13 protein-coding genes are annotated in these 24624 nt (G+C 63.3%); 7 read left to right on the top strand and 6 right to left on the bottom strand.

The genetic code is table 11. The features are described 5' to 3' along the window. The first annotated feature begins 17 nt into the window (after positions 1-17). Genes ACFQND_RS02400 through mnhG form a run of 4 tightly spaced genes read left to right on the top strand, consistent with a single transcriptional unit; the run spans position 18 to position 2816 of the window. Complete coding sequence (locus ACFQND_RS02400) at positions 18-1670, top strand: monovalent cation/H+ antiporter subunit D (protein ID WP_371434632.1); 1653 nt, start codon at positions 18-20, stop codon at positions 1668-1670. Then, positions 1670-2161, top strand: coding sequence for a Na+/H+ antiporter subunit E (locus tag ACFQND_RS02395; RefSeq protein WP_371434631.1), 492 nt, complete (start codon positions 1670-1672; stop codon positions 2159-2161). The genes ACFQND_RS02400 and ACFQND_RS02395 overlap by 1 nt, the downstream gene beginning before the upstream one ends. Beyond that, complete coding sequence (locus ACFQND_RS02390) at positions 2158-2436, top strand: K+/H+ antiporter subunit F (protein WP_371434406.1); 279 nt, start codon at positions 2158-2160, stop codon at positions 2434-2436. Before ACFQND_RS02395 ends, ACFQND_RS02390 begins: the two co-directional genes overlap by 4 nt. Next, positions 2433-2816: a monovalent cation/H(+) antiporter subunit G gene (gene mnhG, locus ACFQND_RS02385; RefSeq protein ID WP_371434405.1), complete on the top strand. Its 384-nt coding sequence runs from the start codon at positions 2433-2435 to the stop codon at positions 2814-2816. The genes ACFQND_RS02390 and mnhG overlap by 4 nt, the downstream gene beginning before the upstream one ends. Before the next feature lie 18 nt (positions 2817-2834). Here mnhG and ACFQND_RS02380 read toward each other — a convergent pair whose 3' ends face one another. Further along, complete coding sequence (locus tag ACFQND_RS02380) at positions 2835-3581, bottom strand: aspartate/glutamate racemase family protein (protein ID WP_371434404.1); 747 nt, start codon at positions 3579-3581, stop codon at positions 2835-2837. Between the two features lie 38 nt (positions 3582-3619). Between ACFQND_RS02380 and crcB the strand changes: the two genes are divergently transcribed. Further along, positions 3620-4006 (top strand): fluoride efflux transporter CrcB, encoded by a 387-nt coding sequence (gene crcB / locus ACFQND_RS02375; protein WP_371434403.1) that lies wholly within the window; start codon positions 3620-3622, stop codon positions 4004-4006. Between the two features lie 68 nt (positions 4007-4074). Here crcB and ACFQND_RS02370 read toward each other — a convergent pair whose 3' ends face one another. The 4 genes from ACFQND_RS02370 to ACFQND_RS02355 form a co-directional block, all read right to left on the bottom strand. Continuing rightward, positions 4075-4398, bottom strand: coding sequence for a hypothetical protein (locus ACFQND_RS02370; RefSeq protein WP_377412202.1), 324 nt, complete (start codon positions 4396-4398; stop codon positions 4075-4077). 25 nt (positions 4399-4423) lie between these two features. Further along, positions 4424-6109 (bottom strand): ShlB/FhaC/HecB family hemolysin secretion/activation protein, encoded by a 1686-nt coding sequence (locus ACFQND_RS02365; protein ID WP_377412199.1) that lies wholly within the window; start codon positions 6107-6109, stop codon positions 4424-4426. A gap of 291 nt (positions 6110-6400) precedes the next feature. Next, complete coding sequence (locus ACFQND_RS02360) at positions 6401-12328, bottom strand: YDG domain-containing protein (RefSeq protein WP_371434400.1); 5928 nt, start codon at positions 12326-12328, stop codon at positions 6401-6403. Positions 12329-12595: 267 nt separating this feature from the next. After that, positions 12596-18481, bottom strand: coding sequence for a YDG domain-containing protein (locus ACFQND_RS02355; protein ID WP_377412196.1), 5886 nt, complete (start codon positions 18479-18481; stop codon positions 12596-12598). Between the two features lie 166 nt (positions 18482-18647). On the opposite strand from ACFQND_RS02355, the gene ACFQND_RS02350 reads away from it, so the two are divergent. Both ACFQND_RS02350 and ACFQND_RS02345 read left to right on the top strand, forming a co-directional pair. After that, on the top strand, positions 18648-19370 hold the full coding sequence (locus ACFQND_RS02350; RefSeq protein WP_371437627.1) for a response regulator: 723 nt from the start codon (positions 18648-18650) through the stop codon (positions 19368-19370). Between the two features lie 68 nt (positions 19371-19438). Further along, a complete protein-coding gene (locus ACFQND_RS02345; protein ID WP_371437628.1) occupies positions 19439-21337 on the top strand; it encodes a sensor histidine kinase in 1899 nt (632 codons plus the stop codon). 446 nt (positions 21338-21783) lie between these two features. Here the strand turns inward: ACFQND_RS02345 and ACFQND_RS02340 are convergent. Further along, positions 21784-24624: beta strand repeat-containing protein (locus tag ACFQND_RS02340; protein WP_377412193.1), on the bottom strand; the 2841-nt coding region annotated here is incomplete at its 5' end.

The following is a 24624-nucleotide window of genomic DNA, read 5'->3' as shown; positions in this document are numbered from 1 at the left end:
GTCTTCTTGACGCCACCATGCCGCATCTGGTGGCCGTGCCTATCCTGGTGCCCATGCTGACGGCCGCACTGATGCTGCTGCTCAATGAGCAGCAGCGCCGCGCCAAGTCTGTGCTTACTGTGGTGTCCGGCCTGATCGGCCTGCTGGCCGCGCTGGCGCTGCTGCGCTGGGTCAATGCACCCGGTACCGGCGGCGGCGAGGGCTCCATCGGTGTCTACCTGCCTGGCAACTGGCGCGCGCCTTTCGGCATCGTGCTGGTGGCCGACCGGCTTTCAACCATGATGGTGGCACTGACCGGTGTGGTGGCGTTTGCGGTCTCAATCTATTCGACGTCCCGCTGGGACCGCGCCGGCGTCCACTTCCACCCGCTGCTGCAGTTACAGCTGATGGGTTTGAACGGCGCTTTTCTCACCGGCGATCTTTTTAACCTGTTTGTCTTTTTTGAGGTCATGCTGGCTGCCTCCTACGGTTTGCTGTTGCACGGCTCCGGGCGGCTGCGGGTGCAGGCCGGGCTGCATTACATCGCGATCAACCTGGCGGCCTCTTCGCTGTTCCTGATCGGTGCAGCCCTGCTGTATGGCGTGACGGGCACGCTGAACATGGCCGATCTCGGCATCCGCATTGCGCAGCTCGACCCGGCAGACCGCGGACTGGTGCATGCTGCGGCAGCCATCCTGGCGACCGCATTTTTTGCCAAGGCCGGCGCCTGGCCGCTCAACTTCTGGCTGGTACCGGCTTACAGCGCGGCGGTGCCGCCGGTCAGCGCGGTGTTTGCCCTGCTGACCAAACTCGGCATTTATACCGTGTTGCGGCTCTGGACCGTGCTCTTCGCGCCGGACACCGGTGACTCGGCGCAGTTCGGCCAAAGCGTGCTGATGGCCATCGGTCTTTCAACGCTCTTCGTCAGCGCACTGGGCATTGTGGGCACACAACGGCTTTCACACCTTGCCGGGTACAGCGTGCTGATCTCCGCCGGAACGCTGCTCACGGCAATTGGCCTCGGGCAGCCCGCCGTCTGGGCCGGCGCACTTTATTACCTGCTGAACTCGACGCTGGCAGTGAGCGCCTTTTTCCTGCTGATCGACATGATCGAACGCTGGCGCAATGCCGGTGCCAGCATCGCGCCGCACGAATCAGCCGACAATGCGCCGTTCCTGTCAGAAGACCTGAAGACACTTGACGACGTCAACCTTGACGACGAACAACAGGCGCTTTACGGCCGCGCCATACCCGCCGGCATCGCTTTTCTCGGGCTCGCGTTTGTCGGCTGCACACTGCTGCTGGTCGGCCTGCCGCCGCTCTCGGGTTTTGTCGGCAAACTCGCCATGCTTTCGGGTCTGCTCGCTGCCCCACACATCACGCCGGCAAGCTGGGGCTTTCTGGCCCTGCTGCTGGTCTCCGGGTTCCTGGCGCTGGTTGCGCTGAGCCGAGCCGGCATTCGCTATTTCTGGACACAACCTGCGGCAGCCATGCCGTCCCTGCGCACACTGGAGGTGCTGCCGGTCGCGGCGCTGCTGGCTGCCTGCGTTGCGCTAACGATTGAAGCCGGACCGGTCATGCACCATGCCAGTGCTACGGCGCAGGGCCTGCTCTCCCCCGCGGCCTATCGCAGCGCCGTGATGGAGGCGCGCCAGGTGCCGAATCCTGCAACACCGAAAGCCGCACCATGATCAAACGCTGGCTTCCCTCGCCGCCGCTGTCGGCAGCGCTGTTTGTGGTGTGGCTGCTGCTGAACCAGTCACTGGACGCCGGCACCCTGATACTGGCCGCAGTGCTCGCACTGGCCGTGCCGCTGCTTACCAGGAGCCTGCGGCCAGCCACTGTGCGCATGCGCAGGCCGGGCGTAGCCTTGCGCCTTGCCGGACATGCCGTGTTCGACATGCTGCACTCGGCGCTGACGGTAGGCCGCCTGCTGCTGACGCGCCGCAGGAGCAAGCTGCGCCCGCGGTTTATCCACGTACCCCTGGAGCTGCGTGACCCGAATGCACTGGCCGTGCTGGCCATGATCTGTTGCCTGACCCCGGGAACCGCCTGGGGCGAGCTGTCCTTTGACCGGTCCAGCCTGCTGATCCACGTGTTCGACCTGGAGGATGAACAGGCCTTTATCACCATGATCAAGACCCGCTACGAACGCCCGCTCATGGAGATTTTTGAATCATGACACCCATTCTTTTCTGGGCCCTGAAGTTCGCACTCTTCCTGCTCGCCGTGGCCATGCTCTGCGCCGTGACGCGCCTGCTGATCGGCCCGACAGCGCAGGACCGGGTCTTGGCGCTGGATTGCCTCTACATCAACGGCATGCTGATGATGCTGGTGCTCGGCATCATCTATGCCAGCAATGTGTACTTCGAAGCAGCCATGCTGATCGCGCTGTTCGGTTTTGTCGGCTCGACCGCCATGGCCAAGTTTTTACTGCGCGGCGAGGTGATCGAATGAGCGACTTCATCGTTGGCCCGCTGCCGCTCTGGGCTGAAATCATCATCGCTGTGTTTGCAGTGCTGGGTGCAGCCTTTGCGGCCGTCGGCTCCTTCGGCCTGGTGCGGCTGCCAACCTTTTTCAGCCGCATCCATGCGCCTACGCTTGGCGCCACCGCCGGTGTTTGGTGCCTGACCATTGCCACCATCGTCTATTTTTCGGTGCAGGGCTTCAACCTGTTCCTGCACGCCGTGCTGATCACACTGTTTGTCGCCCTCACCGCGCCGATCACGACGATTTTCCTGATGCGCGCCACGCTGTTTCGCGAGCGGCAAAAAGGCGGCGCTGTTCCGCTGGCCGCAACCTCGGCCCAGACAGCGCAAGACAGCCCGCAGCCTTGACGCCTCACCACCTTGCCATCAGTTGCCACGCCAGGGCCGCAGCAGCCTATCATCATCGGTCAACGCCCAGGTCTTGAGGCCGGTCGCGGCCTCAATGGCCTGCCTGTAGGGTGGCATGTTGGTGCACTCCAGCACAACATCTGAAAGTGCCGGCTCACGCTTTTTAAGCGCCACAGCGGCAGCCACCACCTCGGCGCCGGCCTTTTCGGTGTCCATGGTTTCCCGGTTTCCCAAAATGGCCGTGGCAAACTCACCGGCGGCATCCACCCCCTGCACCACCACGTCTTTCAGGCGCTCGCGCGGCACGCCGGCGGCGCGCAAGTGTTCGACGCCCAGTTTGCCCGAGCTGATGGTCAGCACGCCAACCCTGGGCTGGCTCACCAGCAGGCCCGGCAACTGCAGCAGGCTGGACGTGACCACCGGCACCTTGACGGCCGATTGCAGCTCTTTTTGCAGCAGCACCAGAAAGCCGCAACTGGTGGTGATGGCTTTGGCGCCATCGCGCTCCATGGCGCGCACCACAAACACAAAAGCCGGCACCACGCGCCCGGCACGCAAACCGGCGCCCGACTGCACCACCTTGTCCGGCCACGCCCCCTTGACCACACGCAGGCTGGTGGGAACGCCAAACGCATCGGGATGGCCGATATCGCCGGGCAGGCGCGGGAAACGGGTGTCCAGCATCACCACGCCCAGAAAACCGGCATGGCTGGCTGCGGGCCCCTGCGTGGGCTCGCCGGGTGCGATCGGGGCGGTTAAAGTCATGGCTTATTATTACTTCGCCAAACAACACGCCCACCATCATGCTGCCTGTCCTTGCGATCTGTATTGGTGCTTCTGTGGGCGCGCTGTCGCGCTGGGGCCTGAGTTTGTGGCTGACGCCCAATGGGCTCATTCCCTGGGGCACGCTGGCGGCCAACCTGATAGGCGGCTACCTGATTGGTGTGTGCCTTGGGGTGTTCCAGTCCATGCCGCAAATCGACCCGGTCTGGCGACTGCTGCTGGTCACCGGCTTTTTGGGCGGCCTGACCACCTTTTCCTCGTTCTCGGCAGAGGTTGTGATTTACCTGATGGAAGCGCGCTACGGCCTGGCAGTGCTTACCGCCGTATTGCATGTACTGGGTTCACTGCTCATGACCGTGGCAGGCGTCAAGAGTGCTATATTTTTTATAGCTAGTCGCGCGCATTAATCGGGGGCTACAGGCACTTTTCGCTCCAAATTCGGGCTTTGGATGCCGTTACAGCCTGCTACGGGGCGTCAACGCAGGCCGCGGTACCTGAAGATGATGTCAAACCCGCTGCCGTCGTGTTCACTGTCTTCCAGTTCGGCGACAAAACCCAAGGCCGTCATTCTTTCCTCGAAGTAAAGCATCTGGGCAACACCCTTGACGGCGGCACGGCGGTAGACCTCGCCCTGCATGTTGCGCACACCCACTTCAAAAGCCATCAATTCATCGCAGGGCAATTTCCAGGCAATGTCCAGCGCGGCCATGATGGCGGCATCGTTCTCGTACACGGCAGCGCCGGCTACCCGTGAGCTGTCTTGCAACGGCACAGGCGGCGGCGTCGAGAAGGTGCTCATGTAGGCCATTTTGTCATCCAGCCCCTCAAAAGGCCAGAATAGCCTGAAGCAAAAGCGTAGGGGTTTTGACGGCAGAAGCGGGCAAGGAGGTTGGCACCCCCCCATGGGTGCGCCAGGCCACGGCAGCCCGGAGCTGAACTTTGTCAAGGCTGGCGTTCAGGCCCAGCCCCACCCCCGACAGGTTGCGACTGTTTGAGGCCGGCGCGCCAAACGGATTCTTGTTGATTTTGATGCTGCCGAAGTCATAAAATAACGTGCCCTGCAGGTTCGGCATCAACGCCTGGCGCAACTCCACCGTGCCCTTGTAACCCTCATCACCGCTGGCCTCCCCCTGCGGATAGGCCCTCACCCCGTTGAGCCCGCCCAGCACGAACTTCTCGGACGAGTCCAGGTTCTTGCCCGCCTGCTGGCCGCTCAGGGACACGGAGAGAAAGGTCTCGTTGGAAATACGCTGCAAACGGCCCAGGGTGTAGGCCACGCGGCTGTAACTGCCGTTGGTTTGCGCCGAGGCCGCATCTATCGCCAAAGCCGTAGGCGACTGGATGTTCAGGTTGCCCAAAACCAGCGACAGGTCAAGGCTGTTGATACCGCCGCCCCACAAGGCATCCTGCAGACTGCCCGCCAGGCCCAGGCTGGTCACCTGAAGTTTCTTGCCGGTCTGGGTGGCCGTGGAATCAACCCGGTCGTTGAGCTTTTTATCTTCCAGGACGATGGTGCCGCTCAGGTTCTTCATCTGGCTGCGGATAAACGGATAAGCCGCAAACACGCTGGTGCTGCTGGCCGTGCCGTTGGCCTGCAAGGCCTCGAACTCGCGGCCCAGCCTGTAATGCGTGTCAAAGTAGGCCACGCCCAGCCGGAGGCCGTCGCTGCCTACGGGCAACTGGTAGGCGATACGGCCAAAACTCAGGCTTGGGCCGCTGGTCAGGGCATTGAAAGTAAGCTGGTCGCCGATCTTCAGCGGGCTGGCCAGGTTGAAGCTGCCGGCCAGGCGGTACTCGCCGGTGTAGCGGCTGCCGTAGTTGTCCAGCACGACATTGCCACTGTAGGGGGCAGCCGGATTGACCTCGATCAGGAGTTCGGAAGTGCCCACGCTGGCGCCCGGCTGCAGGGTGGCGCGGGAACTGCTGACGCCGGGTGTGTCCTGCAGCAACAGCAGGCCGCGGTCTATCTGGTCGGACCTGATGACATCGCCATCCCGCACCTGGCCGACGTACGCGCTGGCCGCTTCGTCGGACAGCAGGGAGTTGTTGGAGATACGGTGGCTGGAGATGCGGCCTTCGATGACGCTGATGGTGACGACGCCGTCCGTGATGTCCTGCGCGGGCAGGTAGGCACGGGCCACGGCAAAGCCCTGGCGCCGGTAGTAGGCCGTGATGCGCCGGGCGGCAGCGTTGAGCTGGCTCAGCGACTGCTCTGCGCCGACCAGGCCGGCCACCAGCGGCTGCAGCTCGCTGCCCGGGATCTCCTGGTTGCCGGTGATGGTGACGGACTTGACCAGCACCCTGGCCTCGCCCTTCTGGCTCAGGTCGGGCGACTCTTCGATGCGCTGCAACGGCGCCGCCTGCGGTTGCGGCATGGGCGAAGCCTGCCGCAGGTCGCGCAGCACCTGGCCGGCGTCTGGCACGGGCGGGGTTTGTGCCCAGGCACCGCCATACATGGCCAGCAAAAGCGCCGAGGTCAAGGTGGACAGGGGCAAGGAATTGAAGGTCATCTTTTTCATTTCGGTTGGGCTGTTCATGCGGCGCAGGCTTGCGGGTCACGGCCGAAAATGACCATGAAGGACGTGGCCTCCCTGGTGCTCAGCGTCAGGTGATTCTCTGTATCTATCGGTAACCCGGCCATACTGCAAATGCAGTATGCACGGCCGGCCCCGGCAGTGTCAGGAATGTCGCAGACGTTGGCGGGCTTGTATGTCCCCATTTTTAGGGACAGTTGCGCGGCAGGCGGGGAAGCACCAAAGCCGGCAGGCCTCGAAGACTCAGCCCGGCGCGGGTGGGATGTCTCATTCACCGCCCTCGCGCTCCTCCGCTGCAGCGGCATTGAGGGCCGCAGCCGCAGCCGCAGCCGCAGCAGCGTCGCCACCACCTGTCCCCTTGCTATCGCCCAACAATGCGCCAGGCACAAAGCCGTTACCGGAAAGGGTGTTGAGGGAGGTCTGGTAGGCGCCGGCCAGCGCCGTGCCACCCAGGGCGGCCGAGGCGGCGTCACCGCCGCTGAGGGTCAGCCTGCCCTGCACAAAGCGCAGGCTGTAGTTGCCGTTGGCCAGCAGTCCACCCGGAGTGATGTCGTACTCACCCGGCAGATAAGCGCCCTGCGCCCCTCCACCGTAGACCACGCTGCCGGCCAGTACCGCGGCCGCCGTGTCCCCGGTAACCAGGCCGCTGTAACTCACGCCATTGCCGCCGCTGTAGGGCGTGCCGCCCATCTGCCTGTCGTCGTTGGCTGTCACCGTCAGCTGTTTTGGCGTGATGTCCGCCGTGGTGCTGGCGGTGCTGCCGCTGATGAGGTTGTAGTTGCCGGCATCCGCACCGCTGACGGCAATGCCGGTGATACTGACGGCCTTGTTGAGACCGGCATTCTTGTCGGCGAAACTGGCGCTGCCTGTCAGGTTAAGCACGTCGCCCGCAAGGCCGTTGCCGCTGAATGCGACAACAGCGGCCGTAGTGCCGTCATAGACTTTGCTGGTGCCTGTGGCCTGGACCGTGAGGTCGGCTTTGTTGATGGTGCTGGTGGTGTTGGCTGCGTACGTGACGTTGTAGTTGCTGTTATTGACACCGTCGCCCACCGTCACGCCGGACACGCTGACGACCTTGTCACCGGTGCTGGCGTTCTTGTTAGTGAAAGCGAAGCTGCCGCCAAAGAGGCTGTCGCCGCCGAACAGCGTGCCGCCGGTGACGACGGCAGCGCCTGCGGCGCCTGTGCCGGCGTCATAGGTCTTGACCACATCGGAGGTCGACAGTGTCAGGCTGGCCTGGCTGATGCTGGCAGTCGTTGTTGCCTGGCCGGTGATGGCGTAGTTGCCCACATCAGCGCCGCTGTAGCTGCTGCTCAGGTTGACAGTTTTGTTGGTGCCTGCGTTCTTGTCGCTGAATAGTCCGGTCGCTGCCACATTCACCACATCACCGGCAAACAGTCCGCTGTAATTTGCGCCTGCTGTGTTGACATTAGCGGCATCGCTGGCGTTGTAGGTTTTGTCAGAAGCGGTGATTCCGCTGACGGTCAACGCGGCCTGGCTGATGCTGGCCGTTGTCGTCGTCTGGCTGGTGATCGCGTAGTTGCCCGCATCGACGCCGCTGTAGCTGCTGCTCAGGTTGACGGTTTTGTTGGCTCCTGCGTTCTTGTCGCTAAACAGACCGGTTACCGCCACGTTCACCACGTCCCCTCCAAACAGGCCGGTGTAACTTGCGCCTGCCGTGTTGACGGTGGCCATGTCGTTGGCGTTGTAGGTCTTGTCAGCAGCCGTGATGCCGCTGACGGTCAATGCTGCCTGGCTGATGCTGGCCGTGGTGGTGACAGGTGCTGCAGCCAGTTGGTAATTGCTGGCCAGACCGCCGGATCCATCTGCCAGGCCATAGGTAGCTGTGACCAGCTTGCCGGTGCCAACGTTCTTGTCGGAAAAGGTAGCGCCGGTGTTGCTGAGCGTCAGGACTTCACCGCTGACCAGTCCATTCAGTGTGCCGATATTGCTCAGTGTGGCGGCATCGCTGGCGTTGTAGGTCTTGTTGTCTGCGACGATGCCGGTGACCGTTAGCGTGGCCTTGTTGATGGTGCCGGTTGCAGTGGCTAGGGTGACGTTGTAGTTGCCGCCGTTGTTGCCGTCTGCGACAACGTAGCCGGTATCGACAGCCAGGGTACTGCCATTCACGCCGAGTACGTTCTGGTTGCCGAACGACTGGGACAGGCCAGTCACGGTGTCGCCGCTGACCAGTCCTGTCTTGCCCACCGTGGCGGTGGAGACCGTCGTCCCATCGTAGGTCTTGCTGTCGGTCACCGCACTCAGGACCAGGTTGGCTTTGGCGATGGTCAGGGCTCCACCCGTGATGTCGTAGCCCTGCTGTCCCGAGTAATAGCCGTTGTAGACGCCCGCATTGCGCCCAGCGGACGCCGTGCCCTGTATGCTCGCCACCGCGGTACTCGCACCTGCTTGCACCGCGCCGTTGTAGGTGACAGTGGTATCGGCCAGTGTCAGACCGGTCATGAAGCTGCGCAATAGCGGACCGGTGTTGCCTTCGTAGATACGCCAGTCCTTTCCGGTGCCGCCCGCAGCGTCGATGTTCCAGCCTGCTGAGGTGTAAGTCGCCAGGCTCGTGAACTCGCCAACCGTCAGGCCACGCGTGAAAGCGTCTATCGAGCCGGTATCGGCGCCCACGCCGGTGCTGCTGACGGCGGTCTTCCAGAACGACGCGGTGATGCTGCCTGCATTCGTGCCTGCAAGCGCGCCGACGCCGGTGTTGCCACCCACGGTGCCTGTCGCGTAGCTGTTCGCGATGCTGCCGGCGTTGCTGCCGACCAGGCCGCCAGCCCCGTCGACACTGCCGGTCACACCACCGATCGCGTAGCTGTTAGCGATGCTACCGTTGTTGCCACCAACCAGGCCGCCGACGGCGTTGCCGCCGCTTGCGTTGCCAGTCGCGTAGCTCCCGGCGACCGTGCCGAGGCTGGAGCCGGCAAGGCCACCGACGAGGTTCAGGCCGCTCACATTGCCGGTCGCATAACTGCCATTGATGACGCCGAGGTTTGAGCCGACCAGGCCGCCCAGGCCGGAACCGCCGCTGACCGCACCGGTAGCGTAACTGCCGCTGATCTGGCCGCTCAGGCCGCTGCCGTTATCAGCATCGCTGGAACCCACGAGCCCGCCGCCCACACCGAGCGTGGCGACCACACTGGCAGCCGAACGGCTGGCAGCGACGCTGCCGGTGAAGTCGAGCTGGCCGACCAGCCCGCCGACGATGGCGTTACCATTGACGCTCCCGCTTGAAGAGCTGTTGCCGACAATACCGCCGCTTTTCCCAACCAGCGCACCAACCATGCTCCCGCCGGTGATCGCGGCCTGGGTCAGGCCGACATTGCGAATCTCGCTGCCGCTGGCCGTCACGCCGAACAGGCCCACACCGCTCTCGGTGGCGCGGTTGATGCTCAGGCCCTGCACCGTCCGGCTCTGCCCGTCAAGGCGGCCACTGAAGGCCGCGCTGGCGTTACCCACAGACGCAAAGCCTGCGGTGCTCCACATGCCGCCAACGTCGCTGCCGCTGGTCACGCTCGCGTCGATGTTGCGGGCCAACGTATAGCTGGCCGACAGATTGGCAGCCATCAACTGCAACTGGTGCGCATTGCCGACGTTGGTCGACCATTCACTGTAGAGGAAGGGTCGCGTCGAGCCCTCGACCATGACCCATTGCGGCGTGCCGCCCGCGTCGCGCGCGATCCAGACACCGGAGCCGCTGGCGGTTTCAGTCCAGGTGCCGAAATTGCCGTAGCCGCTGTGGCTGTAGCGAGTGACGGCCGTGATGTCGCTGCCGCTGTTGCCGGCGTTGTTGAAACCCGTGAAACTGCTCTGGCCCGAGCTACCGCTATCCCAGGCGGCATTGCTGACGCTGCCCGTGTCGGCACCCATCAATCCGCCGCTGTAGGCGGGACCGAGATTGGGGTTGAAGACCAGGGTGACGCCGCCGGTGGAGTAGACGCTGTCGACGGCACCCGAGTTGTTGCCGATCAGGCCGCCGACCAGGTGGTCGCCGCTGACGGCACCCGTGGCATAGGCATGGTCTATTCCCCCGCCGTTGATGCCGACCAGGCCACCGGCGGTGCTGCCGCCGGTGTTGCCGGTGACGGCGCCGGTGGCATAGGCCTGGCTGATGGTGGCACCGGCGTCGTTGTAGCCCACCAGACCGCCGGCGTATGTGCCGCTGACAGCGCCTTCCGCATAGACGTTGTCGATGTTGCCCTTATTGAACCCGACCAGCCCACCGGCATAGCTGCCACTACTGCTGACCGTGCCGCTCGCCCAGGAGTTGCTGATGCTGCCACCGTTGGCGTAACCCACCAGACCGCCGGTGCGGGTGCTGCCGCCGACATTGACGCTGGCATAGGCATTGCTAATACTGCCGCCGGTGTTCCGGCCTGCCAGCGCACCAACGTCCCCGTTGGCGCCGCTGATGCTGCCGCCGACGAGGCCGATATCGCGAATCACGCCGTTTGCACTGACAAGGGCGAACAGGCCAGCACCACCGGCAGCGTTGATGTTCAGGTTGCTGATGGTATGCCCCAACCCGGCAAAAGTGCCGCCAAAGGCCACGCTGCTGCTGGTGCCCAGCAAGCTCCTGGTGTAGGCCGTACCGGCAGCGTTCAGGTCCTGCGCCAGCGCATAGAAGCCATTGGTGAGTTTTGCGGTGCCGACGCCGGTGACCGCGTTATGGCCATCCAGCGCGTCAAGCTGCGCCATGCTGCGTATCAGGGTATAGGTATTGCCATTGATGGCCAGGCTGGCGCTCGCGCCGCTCAGGGTGATGGGCGCGTTGACCTTGTAATCACCGCTGTAGTTGAGCCGCAAGCCGCCGCTCGCGCCGGTGGCCGTGATGGCGCGGTTGATGTTGATGTCATGGCCGGCGCTCAGGGCCAGCACGCTGTTGGAGCTCCAACTGACGGCATCGTTGACGTTGATATCTCCCGCGGTGCCGCTGGCCCCCTGGGTGTTCAGGATGGTGACCGTGCCGTTGTTGGCCAACTGGGTGGAAAGCGCCGCACCCGTCATGTCGCCGCCGCTGGCCGCAATCGTGAAGTCGGTCGGATCTATCAGCCAGGTGCCGCTTTGTCCGCCCAGGCTCTCGACCGCTTTGGTAGTGATCACCGCGCTGTCGGCGACCTTGACGTGGGCCGCGCTGGTTTCAATGAAGCCGCCGTCGCCGCCGTTGGGTGCGCTGGCATCGAGTGTTCCACCCACATTGACCGTTCCGGTTTGCATATCGCCCATCAGCAGGATGCGGCCGGCCTTGTTCTGTATCGTCTTCGCTTCAATGACGCCGGTGTTGTTGACCGTGGCCGTGGTCAGGCTGTCCATGGCCTTGGCCGACAGCAGTACCTGGCCGCCGTCAGCCTGGATCAGCTGTTTGTTCTCGGCCAGTGCATTGATCGCGCCCTGGTCAATGCTGTAGCCCAGCAAGGAGCCGTTGTCGATGTTCAGCGTGACCTTGTTGCCTGCCGCGAGCAGCGCAGTGCCCAGCGACGCGGTCATTACGCCTTCGTTGCGTACTTCGGGTGCCAGCAAGGCGAGGTAGCCGCCGGGGGCGGCGTTCAGCGTTCCCTGATTGATGACCGAACCGGCTGAACCGGTGAACACATGGTTGCCGTTCATGAAGTCGGCATTGCTCATGCTCAAGGTCGACGCGACCAGGCCGCCCACGTTGACTTGACTGCCCGCACCAAACAGCACGCCGTTCGGGTTCAGGATAAACACCTGGCCATTCGCCGTGAGGCTGCCGAGCAGCTCGCTCGGGCTGCTGCCCGTGATGCGGTTCAGCGCAATCGCCTGGGCATTGGGCTGGTTGAAGATGAGCGCTTCGTTGGCGCGGGTCGAGAGGCTGGTCCAGTCAATCGCCGCGCGCTGGCTGGCCTGGTTGATGGTGGTGGTGTTGCCCACGGTCGCCACACTGGCCGCGCCGGCCGTCACCGTGGCGTTGGCTGCATCCGCCGCATGCGCCTGGAACGGCACAAAAAACAGCGACACCATCAAGCCCAGTGCAGCAAGACACCTGGCGTGCAGTATAAAACCACCAGACGCCAGATCGGTATTGACAGAAACAACGTCCACACTGTTGCGGCCGGAGCCGCCTTTGCTTTGCCCCCTCGCATTCTCGGCAACAGCCACCCAAAGACTCAAGGCTGCATTCCATACAAGGCGGTAGATGCGGTTCATGCTGGCGTGGCTCTTCATGTGATGCTTTCTGTTGCGACAAGTTTTGCACCCGGAAAACAGGCTGCCATTTACCTTTTTTCAGTGAATTGCAATTCAGAAATAATGGCATTGATGCAAAGGAGTTTTGCCGTCATCGTACAAATCACAGACGCCGGTGTCTGTAGCGCATATGCGCTACAGCCTCAGGATTTTCTTGCCCCGTCACGCATAAGATCTGGCTGCAGGCTAATGATGATGGGCGCAGGCCGCTATCAAAATCGCAGCAATTAACTTCAGGCCAAACGCCTAGTTGCCGCCCCCCTGCTCGGCGGCCTCCGCCGCGGCGGCATTGAGGGCCGCAGCCGCTGCATCATCGCCACCCTTGCCCTTGCCGCCCTCTCCGGAAAAATCCGGCACAAGACCTGAACCACCAAGGGTGTTGAGCGAGGTCTGGTAGGCGCCGGCCAGCGTGTTGCCGCCCAGCGCTACCGTAGCGGCATCGCCGCCGCTGAGGGTCAGCCGGCCCTGCAAAAAGCCCAGGCTGTAGTTGCTGTTGGCCAGCAAACCGCCCACCGTGATGTCGTAGTCACCCGGCAGGTAGGCGCCCTGCGAGTTGCCGCCGTAAGCCAGATTGCCTGTCAACACCATGGTCGCCGTTTCACCCGCCACCAGGCCGCTATAAGTCACGCCCTTGCCGCCGCTGTACGGTGTGCTGCCCATCTGCGCGTCGTTGTTGGCGATGACGGTCAGCGCTTTCGGTGTGATGTCTGCCGTCGTACTGGCAGTGGTGGCGCTAATGAGGTTGTAGTTGCCCGCATCCGCGCCACCTACAGCAATGCCTGTAACGCTGACAGCCTTGCCAAGCCCGGCGTTCTGGTCAGTGAAAGACGCTGAAGCCGTGATGCCCAGCACATCGCCCGCCACGCGGTTGTCACCCAGACCCACAGTTGCCACCGTTGTGCCGTCATAAACCTTGCTAACGCCGCTGGCCGTCACGGTGAGGTCGGCCTTGTGGATGGTGCTGCTGGTGTTTTCCACATAGCTGACGTTGTAGTTGGCGTTGTTCACACCGTCGCCGACGGTGACATCCGAGACGTTCACGACCTTGTCGCCAGTACGGGCGTTCTTGTTGGCGAAGGCGAAGCTGCCGCCGCTGATGGTGTCACTGCCGAACAGCGCGCCACCCGTGATGACGGCCACGCCCGCCGCACTGGTATTGCCGTCATAGGTCTTGACCACGTCGGTGGTCGACAGCGTCAGGCTGGCCAGGCTGATGCCAGCCGTCGTTGTGGCCTGGCCGGTGATGGCGTAGTTGCCGGTGTCGGCACCGCTGTAGCTGCTGCTCAGGTTGACAGTCTTGCCAGCACCTGCATTCTTGTCGCTGAACAGGCCTGTGGCACTCACTGTCACCGCATCACCCGCAAACAGGCCACCGTACACAGCGCCTGCTGTGTTGACGGTCGCGGCATCGCTGGCGTTATAGGTCTTGTCGGCAGCCGTGATGCCGCTGATGGTCAGCGCAGCCTGGCTGACGCTGGCCGTGGTGCTGGCCTGATTGGTGATGGCGTAGTTGCCCGCATCGGCACCGCTGTAGCTGCTGCTCAAGGTCACCGTCTTGCCAGTGCCCACATTCTTGTCATTGAACAGGCCTGTGGCACTCACGGCCACCGCGTCGCCTGCAAACAGGCCACCGTACACAGCGCCTGCGGTGTTGACGGTCGCGGCATCGCTGGCGTTATAGGTCTTGTCGGCAGCCGTGATGCCGCTGATGGTCAGCGCAGCCTGGCTGATGCTGGCCGTGGTGCTGGCCTGATTGGTGATGGCGTAGTTGCCCGCATCGGCACCGCTGTAGCTGCTGCTCAAGGTCACCGTCTTGCCAGTGCCCACATTCTTGTCATTGAACAGGCCTGTGGCACTCACGGCCACCGCATCGCCTGCAAACAGGCCGCCGTACACAGCGCCTGCCGTGTTGACACTGGCCATATTGTTGGCGTTGTAGGTCTTGTCGCCGGCCGTGATACCACTGATGCTCAGGCTGGCCTGGTTGATGTCGGCTGTGGTCGTACCTCCGGCTGATGCCAGCACGTAATTGCCCGCGTCGCTGCCCGAGAGGCTGCTGGTGTAGCTCACCGTCTTGCCGGTGGCGGCGTTTTTGTCGCTGAATGTGCCGCTCTGGTTGAGCGCCACGGTGTCGCCGCTGACCAGGCCGCTCAAGATGCCGCTGAGTGTGGCAGCTGTCGTGCCGTCGTAGGTCTTGTTCGAGGCCGCGGTGCCGCTCACCGTCAGCGTGGCCGCCACGATGTCGGCCGTGGTCGTGCCGCCACCTGATGCCAGCACGTAGTTGCCGGCATCGCTGCCTGACAGGCTGCTGGTGTAGCTGACAGTCTTGCCGGTGGCGGCATTCTTGTCGCTAAAGTTGCCGCTCTGGCTGAGTGCCACGGTGTCGCCGCTGACCAGGCCGCTCAAGCTGCCGCTGAGTGTGGCAGCTGTCGTGCCGTCGTAGGTCTTGTTCGAGGCCGCGGTGCCGCTCACCGTCAGCGTCGCCGCCATGACCGTGGCTGTGCCGCCGACAAAGCTCAGGTCGTAGCCCTGCTGGCCGGAGTACAGCCCGCTGACCGCGATGCTGTAGCTGCCCACGTTTTTGCTGCTGGTGCTGGAGGCGGCGGTGCCGAGGATCAGGCTGCTATCTGCATTGCTTTTGCTGAGGGTGTAGGTGCTGTTGATGGCGGTGCTGCCGTCGTAGGTCTTGCTGACGTTGCCCGCCGTCACCGTCAATGCGCCCATGAAACTGCGCAGCAGCGGCGCGGTGTAGCCCTCATAAATGCGCCAGACCGCGGTGCTGCCGCCGCTCGTAGCAATGCTCCAGCCTGCGCCGCTGAAGGTGCCGGCCTGCAGCATCTGCGCCGTGCTGATGCCGGTGCCGCCATCGCTGCCGGCCTGGCCCGAGGTAGCGGTGTTCCAGAAACTGTTACCGATCGTGCCACCGCTGTTGAAGCCCACCAGACCGCCGGCGTTGCTGCCGCCGCTGACGCTGCCGCCCGCGTAACTGCTGTTGATATTTCCGGCGTTGTTGTAGCCCACGAGCCCGCCCGCATAGCCGCCCGTGGCCGACACCGCGCCGCTGGCGTAGCTGTCGGCGATGCTGCCCAGGTTGTCGCCCGCCAACCCACCGACCCTGCTGGTGCCCGCCACCGCCGCACTGGCGTAGCTGTTGCTTATGCTGCCGCCGTTTTCGCCCACCAGGGCACCCACATGGTTGGCACCGGACACACTACCGCCGGCGAGGCCCAGGTTGCTGATCACGCTGGTGCTGCCGGTGCGGCCGAACAGGCCGACGTAGTCCGTGCCTGGGCGCTTGATGTTCAGGTCGGAAATGCTGTGGCTCTGGCCGTCCAGGCTGCCGGTGAACGCGGCCATGCCGTTGCCCACGGGCACAAAGCCGGCCGTGCCCCACATGCCGCCGGTGTTGCCGGCGCCGGTTTCTCCGGCATTGATATTGGCACCCAGGGTGTAGCTGGCACTGGTGTCCAGCGCCATCAGCTGCAACTGGTGTGCGTTCTGGATGTTGGTGCTGTACTCGCTGTACAGAAAGGGCCGGGTGCTGCCCTCAATCATCACCCAGGCCGGTCCGCCCGTGTTGGTGGCCACCCATATGCCCGAGCCGCTGGCCGTCTCGGCCCAGGTGCCCAGGTAGGCGTAACTGCTGTGGCTGGTGGCGCTGCTGCTGGTGACGGCGCTGACGTTGGTGGTGGTTCCGCTTCCGCCTCCCACCGCACTGCTCCTGCCCGTGCTGCTGCTGTCCCAGTAGCTGTTGCTGATGCTGCCGTTGCTATAGCCCATCAGCCCGCCGACGAAAGCGCCGCTTCCCGAAACGCTGCCGGTGGCATAGGCGTCGCCAATGCTGCCGTAGTTCCTGCCCACCAGCCCGCCGACGTTAAAGCGACCGCTCACGGCTCCGAGGCTGTAGGCATTGCTGATGCTGCTGCTGACCTCAGCGTAGCCCACCAGCCCGCCGGCGTAAAGGTTACCTCCCGAAACACTGCCGGTGGCATAGGCGTTGCTGATGCTGCTGTAGTTGAAGCCCGCCAGCCCGCCGACGTAGGAAGAGCTTCCCGAAACGCTGCCGGTCGAATAGGCGTTGCTGATGCTGCCGGCGTTGGAGCCCGCCAGCCCGCCGATGTAGGAGTCTCCCGAAACGCTGCCGGTCGCATAGGCGTTGCTGATGCTGCTGCCGTTGTTGTTGTAGCCCACCAGCCCGCCGACGTTGGAGCTTCCCGAAACGCTGCCGGTCGCATAGGCGTTGCTGATACTGCCACCGCCGGTGTTGAAGCCCACCAACCCGCCGACGTAGGAACTTCCCGAAACGCTGCCGGTCGCATAGGCGTTGCTGATGCTGCCACCGTTGTTGCTGCCCACCAGCCCGCCGACGTTGGAGCTTCCCGAAATGCTGCCGCCCACCAGGCCGATATCCCGGATCACGCCGCTGATGTAGACAGAGCTGAATAGGCCCACGGGGTCGGTACTGCCTGCGCTGATGGTCAGGTTGCTGATGGTGTGCCCCAGCCCGGCGAACGTGCCGGTGAAAGCGCTATTGTTGGCAACGCCCACCAGCGCGCTGCTGTAGGTGGTGCCGCCGGCATCCATATCCCCTGCCAGCGCATACTTGCCGCTCAAGCCCGTGCTTTCGATGGCATCCAGTGCTGCCATGCTGTGGATCAGCGTGTAGTTGGCGCCGTTGATAGCCAGCGTGGCATTGCCGCCGCTGAGCGTGACCGGGGCCTTGACCTTGTAGTCACCGCCGTAGTTGAGCACCAGGCCGCCGCTGGCGCCAGTGGCCGTGATGGCCCGGTTGATGTTGATGTCGCGGCCTGCCGCCAAGGTCAGCACGCTGTTGGCGCTCCAGCTCACAGCATCGTTGACGTTGATGTCCCCCGCGGTTCCGCCTGCGCCCTGGGTGTTGAGGATGGTGACAGTGCCGTTGTTGGCCAGTTGCGTGGAGAGCGCCGCGCCTGTCATGTCACCGCCAGTCGCCGCGATCGTGAAGTCGGTCGGGTCTATCAGCCAGTTGCCGCTTTGCCCGCCGAGGTTGCCGGCCGCCCTGGTGGTAACCACCGCGCTGTCGGCAACTTTGACGTGCGCCGCGCTGGTTTCGATGAAGCCGCCATCGCCGCCATTGGGTGCCGAAGCATCGAGCGTACCCGCGACGTTCACCGTGCCATAGCTCATGTCGCCCATCAACAGGATGCGACCGGCCTTGTTCAGTATTGTTTTGGCCTCGATCACGCCGGTGTTATTGACCGTGGCACTGGTCAGGCTGTCCATGGCCTTGGCCGAGAGCAACACTTGCCCGCCATCGGCCCTGATGAGTTGCTTGTTTTCGGCCAAGGCGTTGATGGCGCCTTTGTCGATGCTGTAGCCCAACAGCGAGCCGTTGTCCAGGTTGAGTGTGACCTTGTTGCCCGCCGCAAGCAGGGCGGTGCCGAGGCTGGCCGTCATCACGCCTTCATTGCGAACTTCGGGCGCCAGCAGGGCAAGGTAACCACCAGAAGCCGCCGTCATGGTGCCCTGATTGACCACAGATCTGCTGCTGCCGTTGTTGCTGAAGATGTGGTTGCCGGCCATGAAGTCGGCGTTACTCATGCTGAGTGTCGAGGCGACCAGGCCGCCGACATTGACCTGTGAGCCCGCACCGAACAGCACACCGTTGGGATTCAGGATAAAGACCTGGCCGTTGGCGGTGAGACTGCCCAGCAGCTCGCTGGGGCTGCTGCCGGTGATGCGGTTCAAGGCTATTGCTGAAGCATTGGGCTGGTTAAAGACGAGCGCTTCGTTCGTGCGGGTCGACAAACTGGTCCAGTCAATCGCCACGCGCTGGCTACCCTGGTTGATCGTCGTGGTATTGCCCACTGTCGCCAGGCTGGCGGTGCCGACGGACACGCTGGCGTTCGCTGCATCGGCGGCATGTGCCTGCTGCGTCGCAACCAGGGCCAGGGACGCGATCAAACCCAATGCGGCACAACATCGGGCATGAAAACTGAAGCTGTCTGTCCATCCTCCAGGACCCACCACACTGCCACGAACGGATCTGCCCTTGCCGCGCCCTTTGGCGTTCTCGGCCACGGCCACCCAGACATTTAAAGCCGCATTCCAGACAAGTCGGTAAATACGGTTCATGCTGGCGTGGCTTTTCATGGGGGCTTTCTCTGCGCGAAATGGCCAAGATTGAAACCATCAGGCAGACGCCCGTGTTTTCGGTAAATTAAAGTACTAGGAAGAATGGTAGTTAAGCTCAGGCGTTTTGCCTGTAGCACAAATGCGCTACGAAGCCCCTCTCAATCCGTCGCACAATGGCACCCACATGGAAGCGCTCAATTCGACAAATCAGGAATCCCCGGCGGAGCCCGGAAAGCCCGCGTCGCGCATCCACGTCGCCATCGTCGAGGACGACCTCGGTTTTCGCAGTGCCCTGGCCCGCGCGCTGCTGGCCGCGCCCGACATGAGGCTTGCCGCCACGGCAGGCACAAGGGCCGAAGGCATCGCCCTGCTGCAGGGCACTCCGGTGGATGTGCTGCTGGTGGACCTGGGGTTGCCGGACGGCTCCGGCATTGACGTCATCCGGGCGGCCTCCCGGCTGTGGCCTGCTTGCAGCATCATGGTCAGCACCAATTTCGGCGATGAGACGCATGTGATGCGGTCAATTGAAGCCGGCGCGGCCGGTTACCTGCTGAAAGACAGTTCCCCCCTGAAAATGGTCGACGAAATCCGCAGCCTGGCCAGCGGCGGCAGCCCTATCAGCCCCATCATCGCGCGCCAGGTACTGGCCCGTTTCAGGCATGCCGCACCCGAAAGTGTCGACGAAGCCGGACCGACCGCAGACGCACCGCCGGCGTTGTCGGCCCGCGAGAAGGAGGTCCTGGACTTCATCACCAAAGGCTTCACGGCCCATGAGATCGCCAAGCTCATGCAACTGTCCCACTTCACTGTGCGGACTTTTGTGCGGCGTATCTACAGCAAACTCAAAGTCACATCCAAAGCGGAAGCCATCTACGAAGCCAGAAACCAGGGAATTCTGGCGGAATAGCGCGGGCTTGCATGCAGCACCCCACCAAACACCTGTTGCCTGGAATAGCCGGTTTTGCCTGCGCCCTGATGCTTTTTTGGGCCGCCCTCGCTCCTTTTAGCGTCTGGCCAAAAGAAACGGACAACGTACAGCTGCCCCCGGCAGACCCGCACATCACCGAGGCTTTGTGGCAGGTCCTGGATGCATCCGGTTTCACAGCAGCGCCACCCACGCTGGACAGCAAAACCCTGCCGGACGCCTGGCAACCGGTCGCCCTGCCTCACGCCCGGCCCGTCTCCCTGCTGCGCCAGGCAGCGGCGGCGGCGCCAGGCGCCACCCGCACGACCTGGTTCAAACTGGCCGTGCCGGCACCGTCTGCGGTAGCCGGCCCGCTGGCGCTCTATGCCGCACGCATAAAGACCGACGGCACGATCGCCGTGTATGTTGACGGGCACCTTGTACACGTTGCCCAGCAACAAGGCCCCTTATGGAGCAGCGCGCGCACACCCTTGTGGCTGGTGCTGGAGAAAGCGGATGACGGCGCGGCACCGCGAGAGATACTCGTCCGCCTGGAACATTCACGCGCCACCCAGGTGGCGCTGTCCTCAGTATGGCTGGGTCCGACCGATGCCTTGAGTTGGCGCTACCACGGACGCCAGTGGGTGCAGCAGGAACTGCCGGGCATGTTCAGCGCAGCATTTCTGGCGGTCGGCCTGTTCGCACTGCTGGTGTGGTTCAGGCGCCGGCACGAAGCCGGCTACCTGCTTTTCTTTGTGCTTGCTGCCACCTCTTTCCTGCGTGGCCTGCATTTTTACGTGAACTTCCCTATCGCCAATGACTGGTTCGCATGGCTGACAGTCAACTCCCTGTTTTTACTGGTAACGGTCGTGCACTTTTCAATCGTCCTGCTGCATGGCCGGACGCAGCCCTGGCTGACCCGCGCGCTGATAGGCGCAACAGTACTGATGGCTTTGCTGACGCTGCCGGTACTGGCCACCCTGCCCAATACGCCCAAGGTCACGCCGCTGATCTACATCGTGGCGGCGCTAATGGGTGCAAGCGTTGCAATGGCGGGTGGCATCAACGCATGGGGCCGCTCACGCGAAGCCATGCTGGTAGCCATCGGCACCGGCCTGGCAACCCTGTTCGGGGTGACGGACTGGCTGCTGCAGAACAACTTCATCAGTCCTGAAGGCTGGTATTTTGGCGCCTACACCAATGCGATCACCTTCAGCATCTTCGGTTACCTGATGTACCGCCGTTATGTCGGTGCTATCACAGAGGTAGAACTGGTCAATGCCAGCCTGGCGCACCGCCTTCAAACGCGTGAAGCCGAACTTGAATTGAGCCACCGGCGGCTGCGCGAGGTGGAGCAGCGGCAAATGCTGAGCGACGAGCGCCAGCGCATGATGCAGGACATGCATGACGGACTGGGTTCGACGCTGATCAGCGCCATCCGCTCGGTAGAAAACGGCGGCATGAGCGATGCGAAGGTCTCGCAAATTCTCAAGGACTGCATGGATGACCTGAAGCTGGCCATCGATTCGATGGAGCCGGTGGAGGCCGACCTGCTGCTGCTGCTGGCCACACTGCGCTTCCGGCTGGAGCCGCGCCTTGAGGGCACAGGCGTCACGCTGCTCTGGGAAGTGCAGGAGTTGCCTGCGCTCGACTGGCTCGACCCGTCGAGTGCGCTGCATATCCTGCGCATCGTGCAGGAGAGCGTGGCCAACATCCTGCGCCACACGCGCGCGACCGAGATCCGCGTAGGTACCGCCGTGGCAAAAGGCGGCCTGGAGGTCACCATAGAAGACAACGGTCAGGGCTTCAATGTCGACAGGGAGCTTGCCGATGCACGCGGCAAAGGCCTGCACAACCAGTTGCGCCGCGCGCAGATGCTGGACGGCACGGTGGCCTGGGAGTCGGGGCCGTCAGGCACACGCTTCACACTGTGGCTGCCCCTTGAGCGCTCGACGCAGGCAATACCTTGACCCAGGCAGTGAACAGCCCTTATTCGTCCTCGCCCGTATTGCCAGCTTCGGCGGCTGCGGCTCTCAGTGCGTCGCCGAGGCCTGCACCACCGCCTGAGTCACCGCCACCTCTTGAACCACCCAGGGCTGCCACGTTGTACAGCGCGCTGGTGTAAGCATCATCTGCCGGGGCACCGCCGCGCTGCAGTGATGGCTTAGTTGCCCGCGGCGCTGGTGCCTTGTGAACTGCCGCCTATAGCCTGGCCGATAGCACAGGGCTTGCCGGCAACAAGGCCATTGCGGCGCGACTAGACTGCCTATTGGTCTACAGGCCACCCCCTCTCCAAAAGGTCCTGGCATTTTCGCTCAGGAAAAAGCAGGGCATGCCCCCAATATTGGGGACGGTGATCAGGACAATTCCGCTGGACAGCGCCAGCTGGTGGCACCAGGACGCCAGAGGCGGCGCCCTACTTGTTGTCCGCGTCGCCCGCTTCCGCCGCGGCGGCAGCCAGTGCGCCTGCCATGGCGTCGGCGCTGGCGCCCATACCGCCACCGCCAGATGAGCCCCCCAAGCCAGCCACCGCCTGCAACGCACCGTCGTAGGAACTGACCAGCGCCGCATTACCCAGCGCCGCGGCGCTGGCATTGGAAGTCGTGATGCTGAGTGCGCCGCTGGCAAAGCCCAGAACATAGTTCCCTGAGATGGAATTCAGGCCACCTGCCGTGATGACGTAGTTGCCCGCAGCCACGGCGCCTTGCGAGGAACCGCCATAACCCAGGATGCCCCCGATGTCTGCCAATGAGTCACCGGCCACAAAACCGCTGTAGCTCACGCCGTTGCCGCCGCTGTAGGCCGAGCCGTCGTACAGCTTGGTGTCGCCGTTGGCCGTGACCGTCAGCGCCTTGGGTGTAATGCTGGCCGTGGTGCTGGTCGTGGTGTTCAGCAGGTTGTAGTTGCCAGCGTCCGTGCCGCCCAGGGCAATGCTGTTCACACCGACTGTCTTGCCATTGCCGGCGTTCTTGTCGGCAAAGAATGCAACGCCCGTGACACTCAGCACATCGCTGCCCAGGCGGTTGTCGCCGTAACCCACGGTAGCGGCTGTCGTGCCGTCATAAATCTTGCTGACGCCGCTGGCTGTCACTGTCAGGTCGGCCTTGTTGATGGTGCTGGTCGTGTTGTTGGCGTAAGTGACGGCATAGTTGCCGTTATTCACGCCGTCGCCCACCGTCACACCAGTCGTCGTCACCGTCTTGTTGCCAGTGCCGGCGTTCTTGTCGGTGAAGGCGAATGTGCCGCCCGTCAGGTTGTCGCCGCTGAACAGCGTGCCGCCCGTCACCATGGCCGTACCCGCAGCCGAGGTGTTGCTGTCATAAGTCTTGATGACGTTACCCGTGCCCACCGTCAGGCTGGCCTGGGTGATGCTGGCCTGCTGTGTGCCGCCGGTAAACGTGTAGTTGCTGGCCAGGCCGCTGCCGTCGATCAGGTTAAGGCCCGCGACCGTCAGCGTCTTGTTGGCACCCACGTTCTTGTCGGCCATGGTCGCCAGACCGGAGAGGCCCAGGGTTTCGCTGCCCACCAGCGGGCCGATGTTCAGCACACCTGCGGCCACATCGGCCGTTCCGTCATACGTGCGCGTACCCGAAACGCTCACCGCAAACGGGTTGATCGTGCTGGTGGTGTTGTCCACGTAGCTGACGCTGTAGTTGGCATTGTTCACGCCGTCGCCCACCGTCACGCCGCCCGCAGTCACCGTCTTGTTGCCGTTGCCGGCGTTCTTGTCGGTGAAAGCGAAGCTGCCGCCCGTGAGGCTATCGCCGCCAAACAGCGAGCCGGCCGCCACCGTGGCCGTGCCCGCCGCCGTGGTGTTGCCGTCATAGGTCTTGGTGACATTGCTGGTGGACAGCACCAGGCTGGCCTGGTTGATGGTGCTGGTCGTGTTGTCCGCGTAACTGACGTTGTAGTTGGCGTTGTTCACGCCGTCGCCCACCGTGACGCCCGTCGTCGTCACCGTCTTGTTGCCAACACCAAAGTTCTTGTCGGTGAAGGCGAACGTGCCGCCGCTGGTGCTGTCACCCGCGAACACCTGGCCAGCCGTCACCACCACCGCACCGCTTGCCGAGAGGCCGCCGTCGTAGGTCTTGGTGACGTCGGAGGTCGACAGGGTCACATTGGCCTTGTTGATGGTGCTGGTGGTGTTGTCAACATAGGCGATGTTGTAGTTGCCCGTCACGTCGGCATTGCCGTTGTCCTTGATGGTCAGGCCGCTGGCCTGCACCGTCTTGTTGCCGATACCGAAGTTCTTGTCGGTGAACACCTGTGTGGCGGCGGTATTGACCGATTCGCCTGCTCCCGCCCCGGCAAGCACGCCCACGGAACCGTTACCCGTAGCGCTGAGTGTGCCGTCGTAGGTCTTGGTCACGCCGGTGGCCGTCACCGTCAGATCGGCCTTGTTGATGGTGCTGTTGGTGTTGTCGACATAGCTGACGTTGTAGTTGGCGTTGTTCACGCCATCGCCTACCGTGACTCCGGATGCCGTCACCGTCTTGTTGCCCGTGCCGGCATTTTTGTCGGTAAAGGCAAAGCTGCCACCCGTCAGGCTGTCACCGCCAAAAAGTGTCCCGGCCGACACCGTGGCTGTGCCGGAAGCGGCCACCGTGCCGTCGTAAGTCTTGGTCACGTTGTTGGCCGTGAGCGTCAGGTTGGCCTGGTTGATGGTGCTGGTGGTGTTGTCGGCATACGTGACGTTGTAGTTGGCATTGTTCACGCCGTCGCCCACCGTCACGCCCGCCGTCGTTACCGTCTTGTTACCCGTACCGGCGTTTTTATCGGTAAAGGCGAAGCTGCCACCCGTGGTGTTGTCACCCGCGAACACCGTACCTGCCGTCACCACCACCGCACCTGCCGCGCCGGTCGTGCCGTCGTAGGTCTTGGTGACGTCGGAGGTCGACAGTGTCACATTGGCTTTGTTGATGGTGCTGGTCGTGTCGTCCACATAGGCAATGTTGTAGTTGCCGGTGACGTCGGCGTTGCCGCTGTCTTTGATGGTGACCCCGCTGGCGCGCACGGCCTTGTTGCCAATGCCGAAGTTTTTGTCGAGGAAGGCCTGGCTGCCCGCTGCGTTGACCACCTCGCCGGCGCCCGCGCCCGCGAGCGTCGCGACAGTGCCCGTGCCGGTGGCGGCGAGCGTGCCGTCGTAGGTCTTGGTCACCGCATTGGCCGTCACTGTCAGGTTGGCCTTGTTGATCGTGCTGGTCGTGTTGTCCACATAGCTGATGTTGTAGTTGCCCGTGACGTCGGCGTTGCCACT

This window comes from Polaromonas aquatica (assembly GCF_042659145.1).
GTDB lineage: Bacteria > Pseudomonadota > Gammaproteobacteria > Burkholderiales > Burkholderiaceae_C > Polaromonas > Polaromonas aquatica.
Note: the sequence above shows the minus strand (reverse complement) of the source record. Positions and strands in the feature narration are given on the sequence as shown.

Coding starts and splice junctions, on each gene's coding strand:
- ACFQND_RS02390 (WP_371434406.1), top strand. CDS start 2,158: ATGACACCCATTCTTTTCTGGGCCCTGAAGTTCGCACTCTTCCTGCTC.
- mnhG (WP_371434405.1), top strand. CDS start 2,433: ATGAGCGACTTCATCGTTGGCCCGCTGCCGCTCTGGGCTGAAATCATC.
- ACFQND_RS02345 (WP_371437628.1), top strand. CDS start 19,439: ATGCTTTTTTGGGCCGCCCTCGCTCCTTTTAGCGTCTGGCCAAAAGAA.
- ACFQND_RS02380 (WP_371434404.1), bottom strand. CDS start 3,581: ATGACTTTAACCGCCCCGATCGCACCCGGCGAGCCCACGCAGGGGCCC.
- crcB (WP_371434403.1), top strand. CDS start 3,620: ATGCTGCCTGTCCTTGCGATCTGTATTGGTGCTTCTGTGGGCGCGCTG.
- ACFQND_RS02370 (WP_377412202.1), bottom strand. CDS start 4,398: ATGAGCACCTTCTCGACGCCGCCGCCTGTGCCGTTGCAAGACAGCTCA.
- ACFQND_RS02400 (WP_371434632.1), top strand. CDS start 18: ATGCCGCATCTGGTGGCCGTGCCTATCCTGGTGCCCATGCTGACGGCC.
- ACFQND_RS02365 (WP_377412199.1), bottom strand. CDS start 6,109: ATGACCTTCAATTCCTTGCCCCTGTCCACCTTGACCTCGGCGCTTTTG.
- ACFQND_RS02360 (WP_371434400.1), bottom strand. CDS start 12,328: ATGAAGAGCCACGCCAGCATGAACCGCATCTACCGCCTTGTATGGAAT.
- ACFQND_RS02355 (WP_377412196.1), bottom strand. CDS start 18,481: ATGAAAAGCCACGCCAGCATGAACCGTATTTACCGACTTGTCTGGAAT.
- ACFQND_RS02350 (WP_371437627.1), top strand. CDS start 18,648: ATGGAAGCGCTCAATTCGACAAATCAGGAATCCCCGGCGGAGCCCGGA.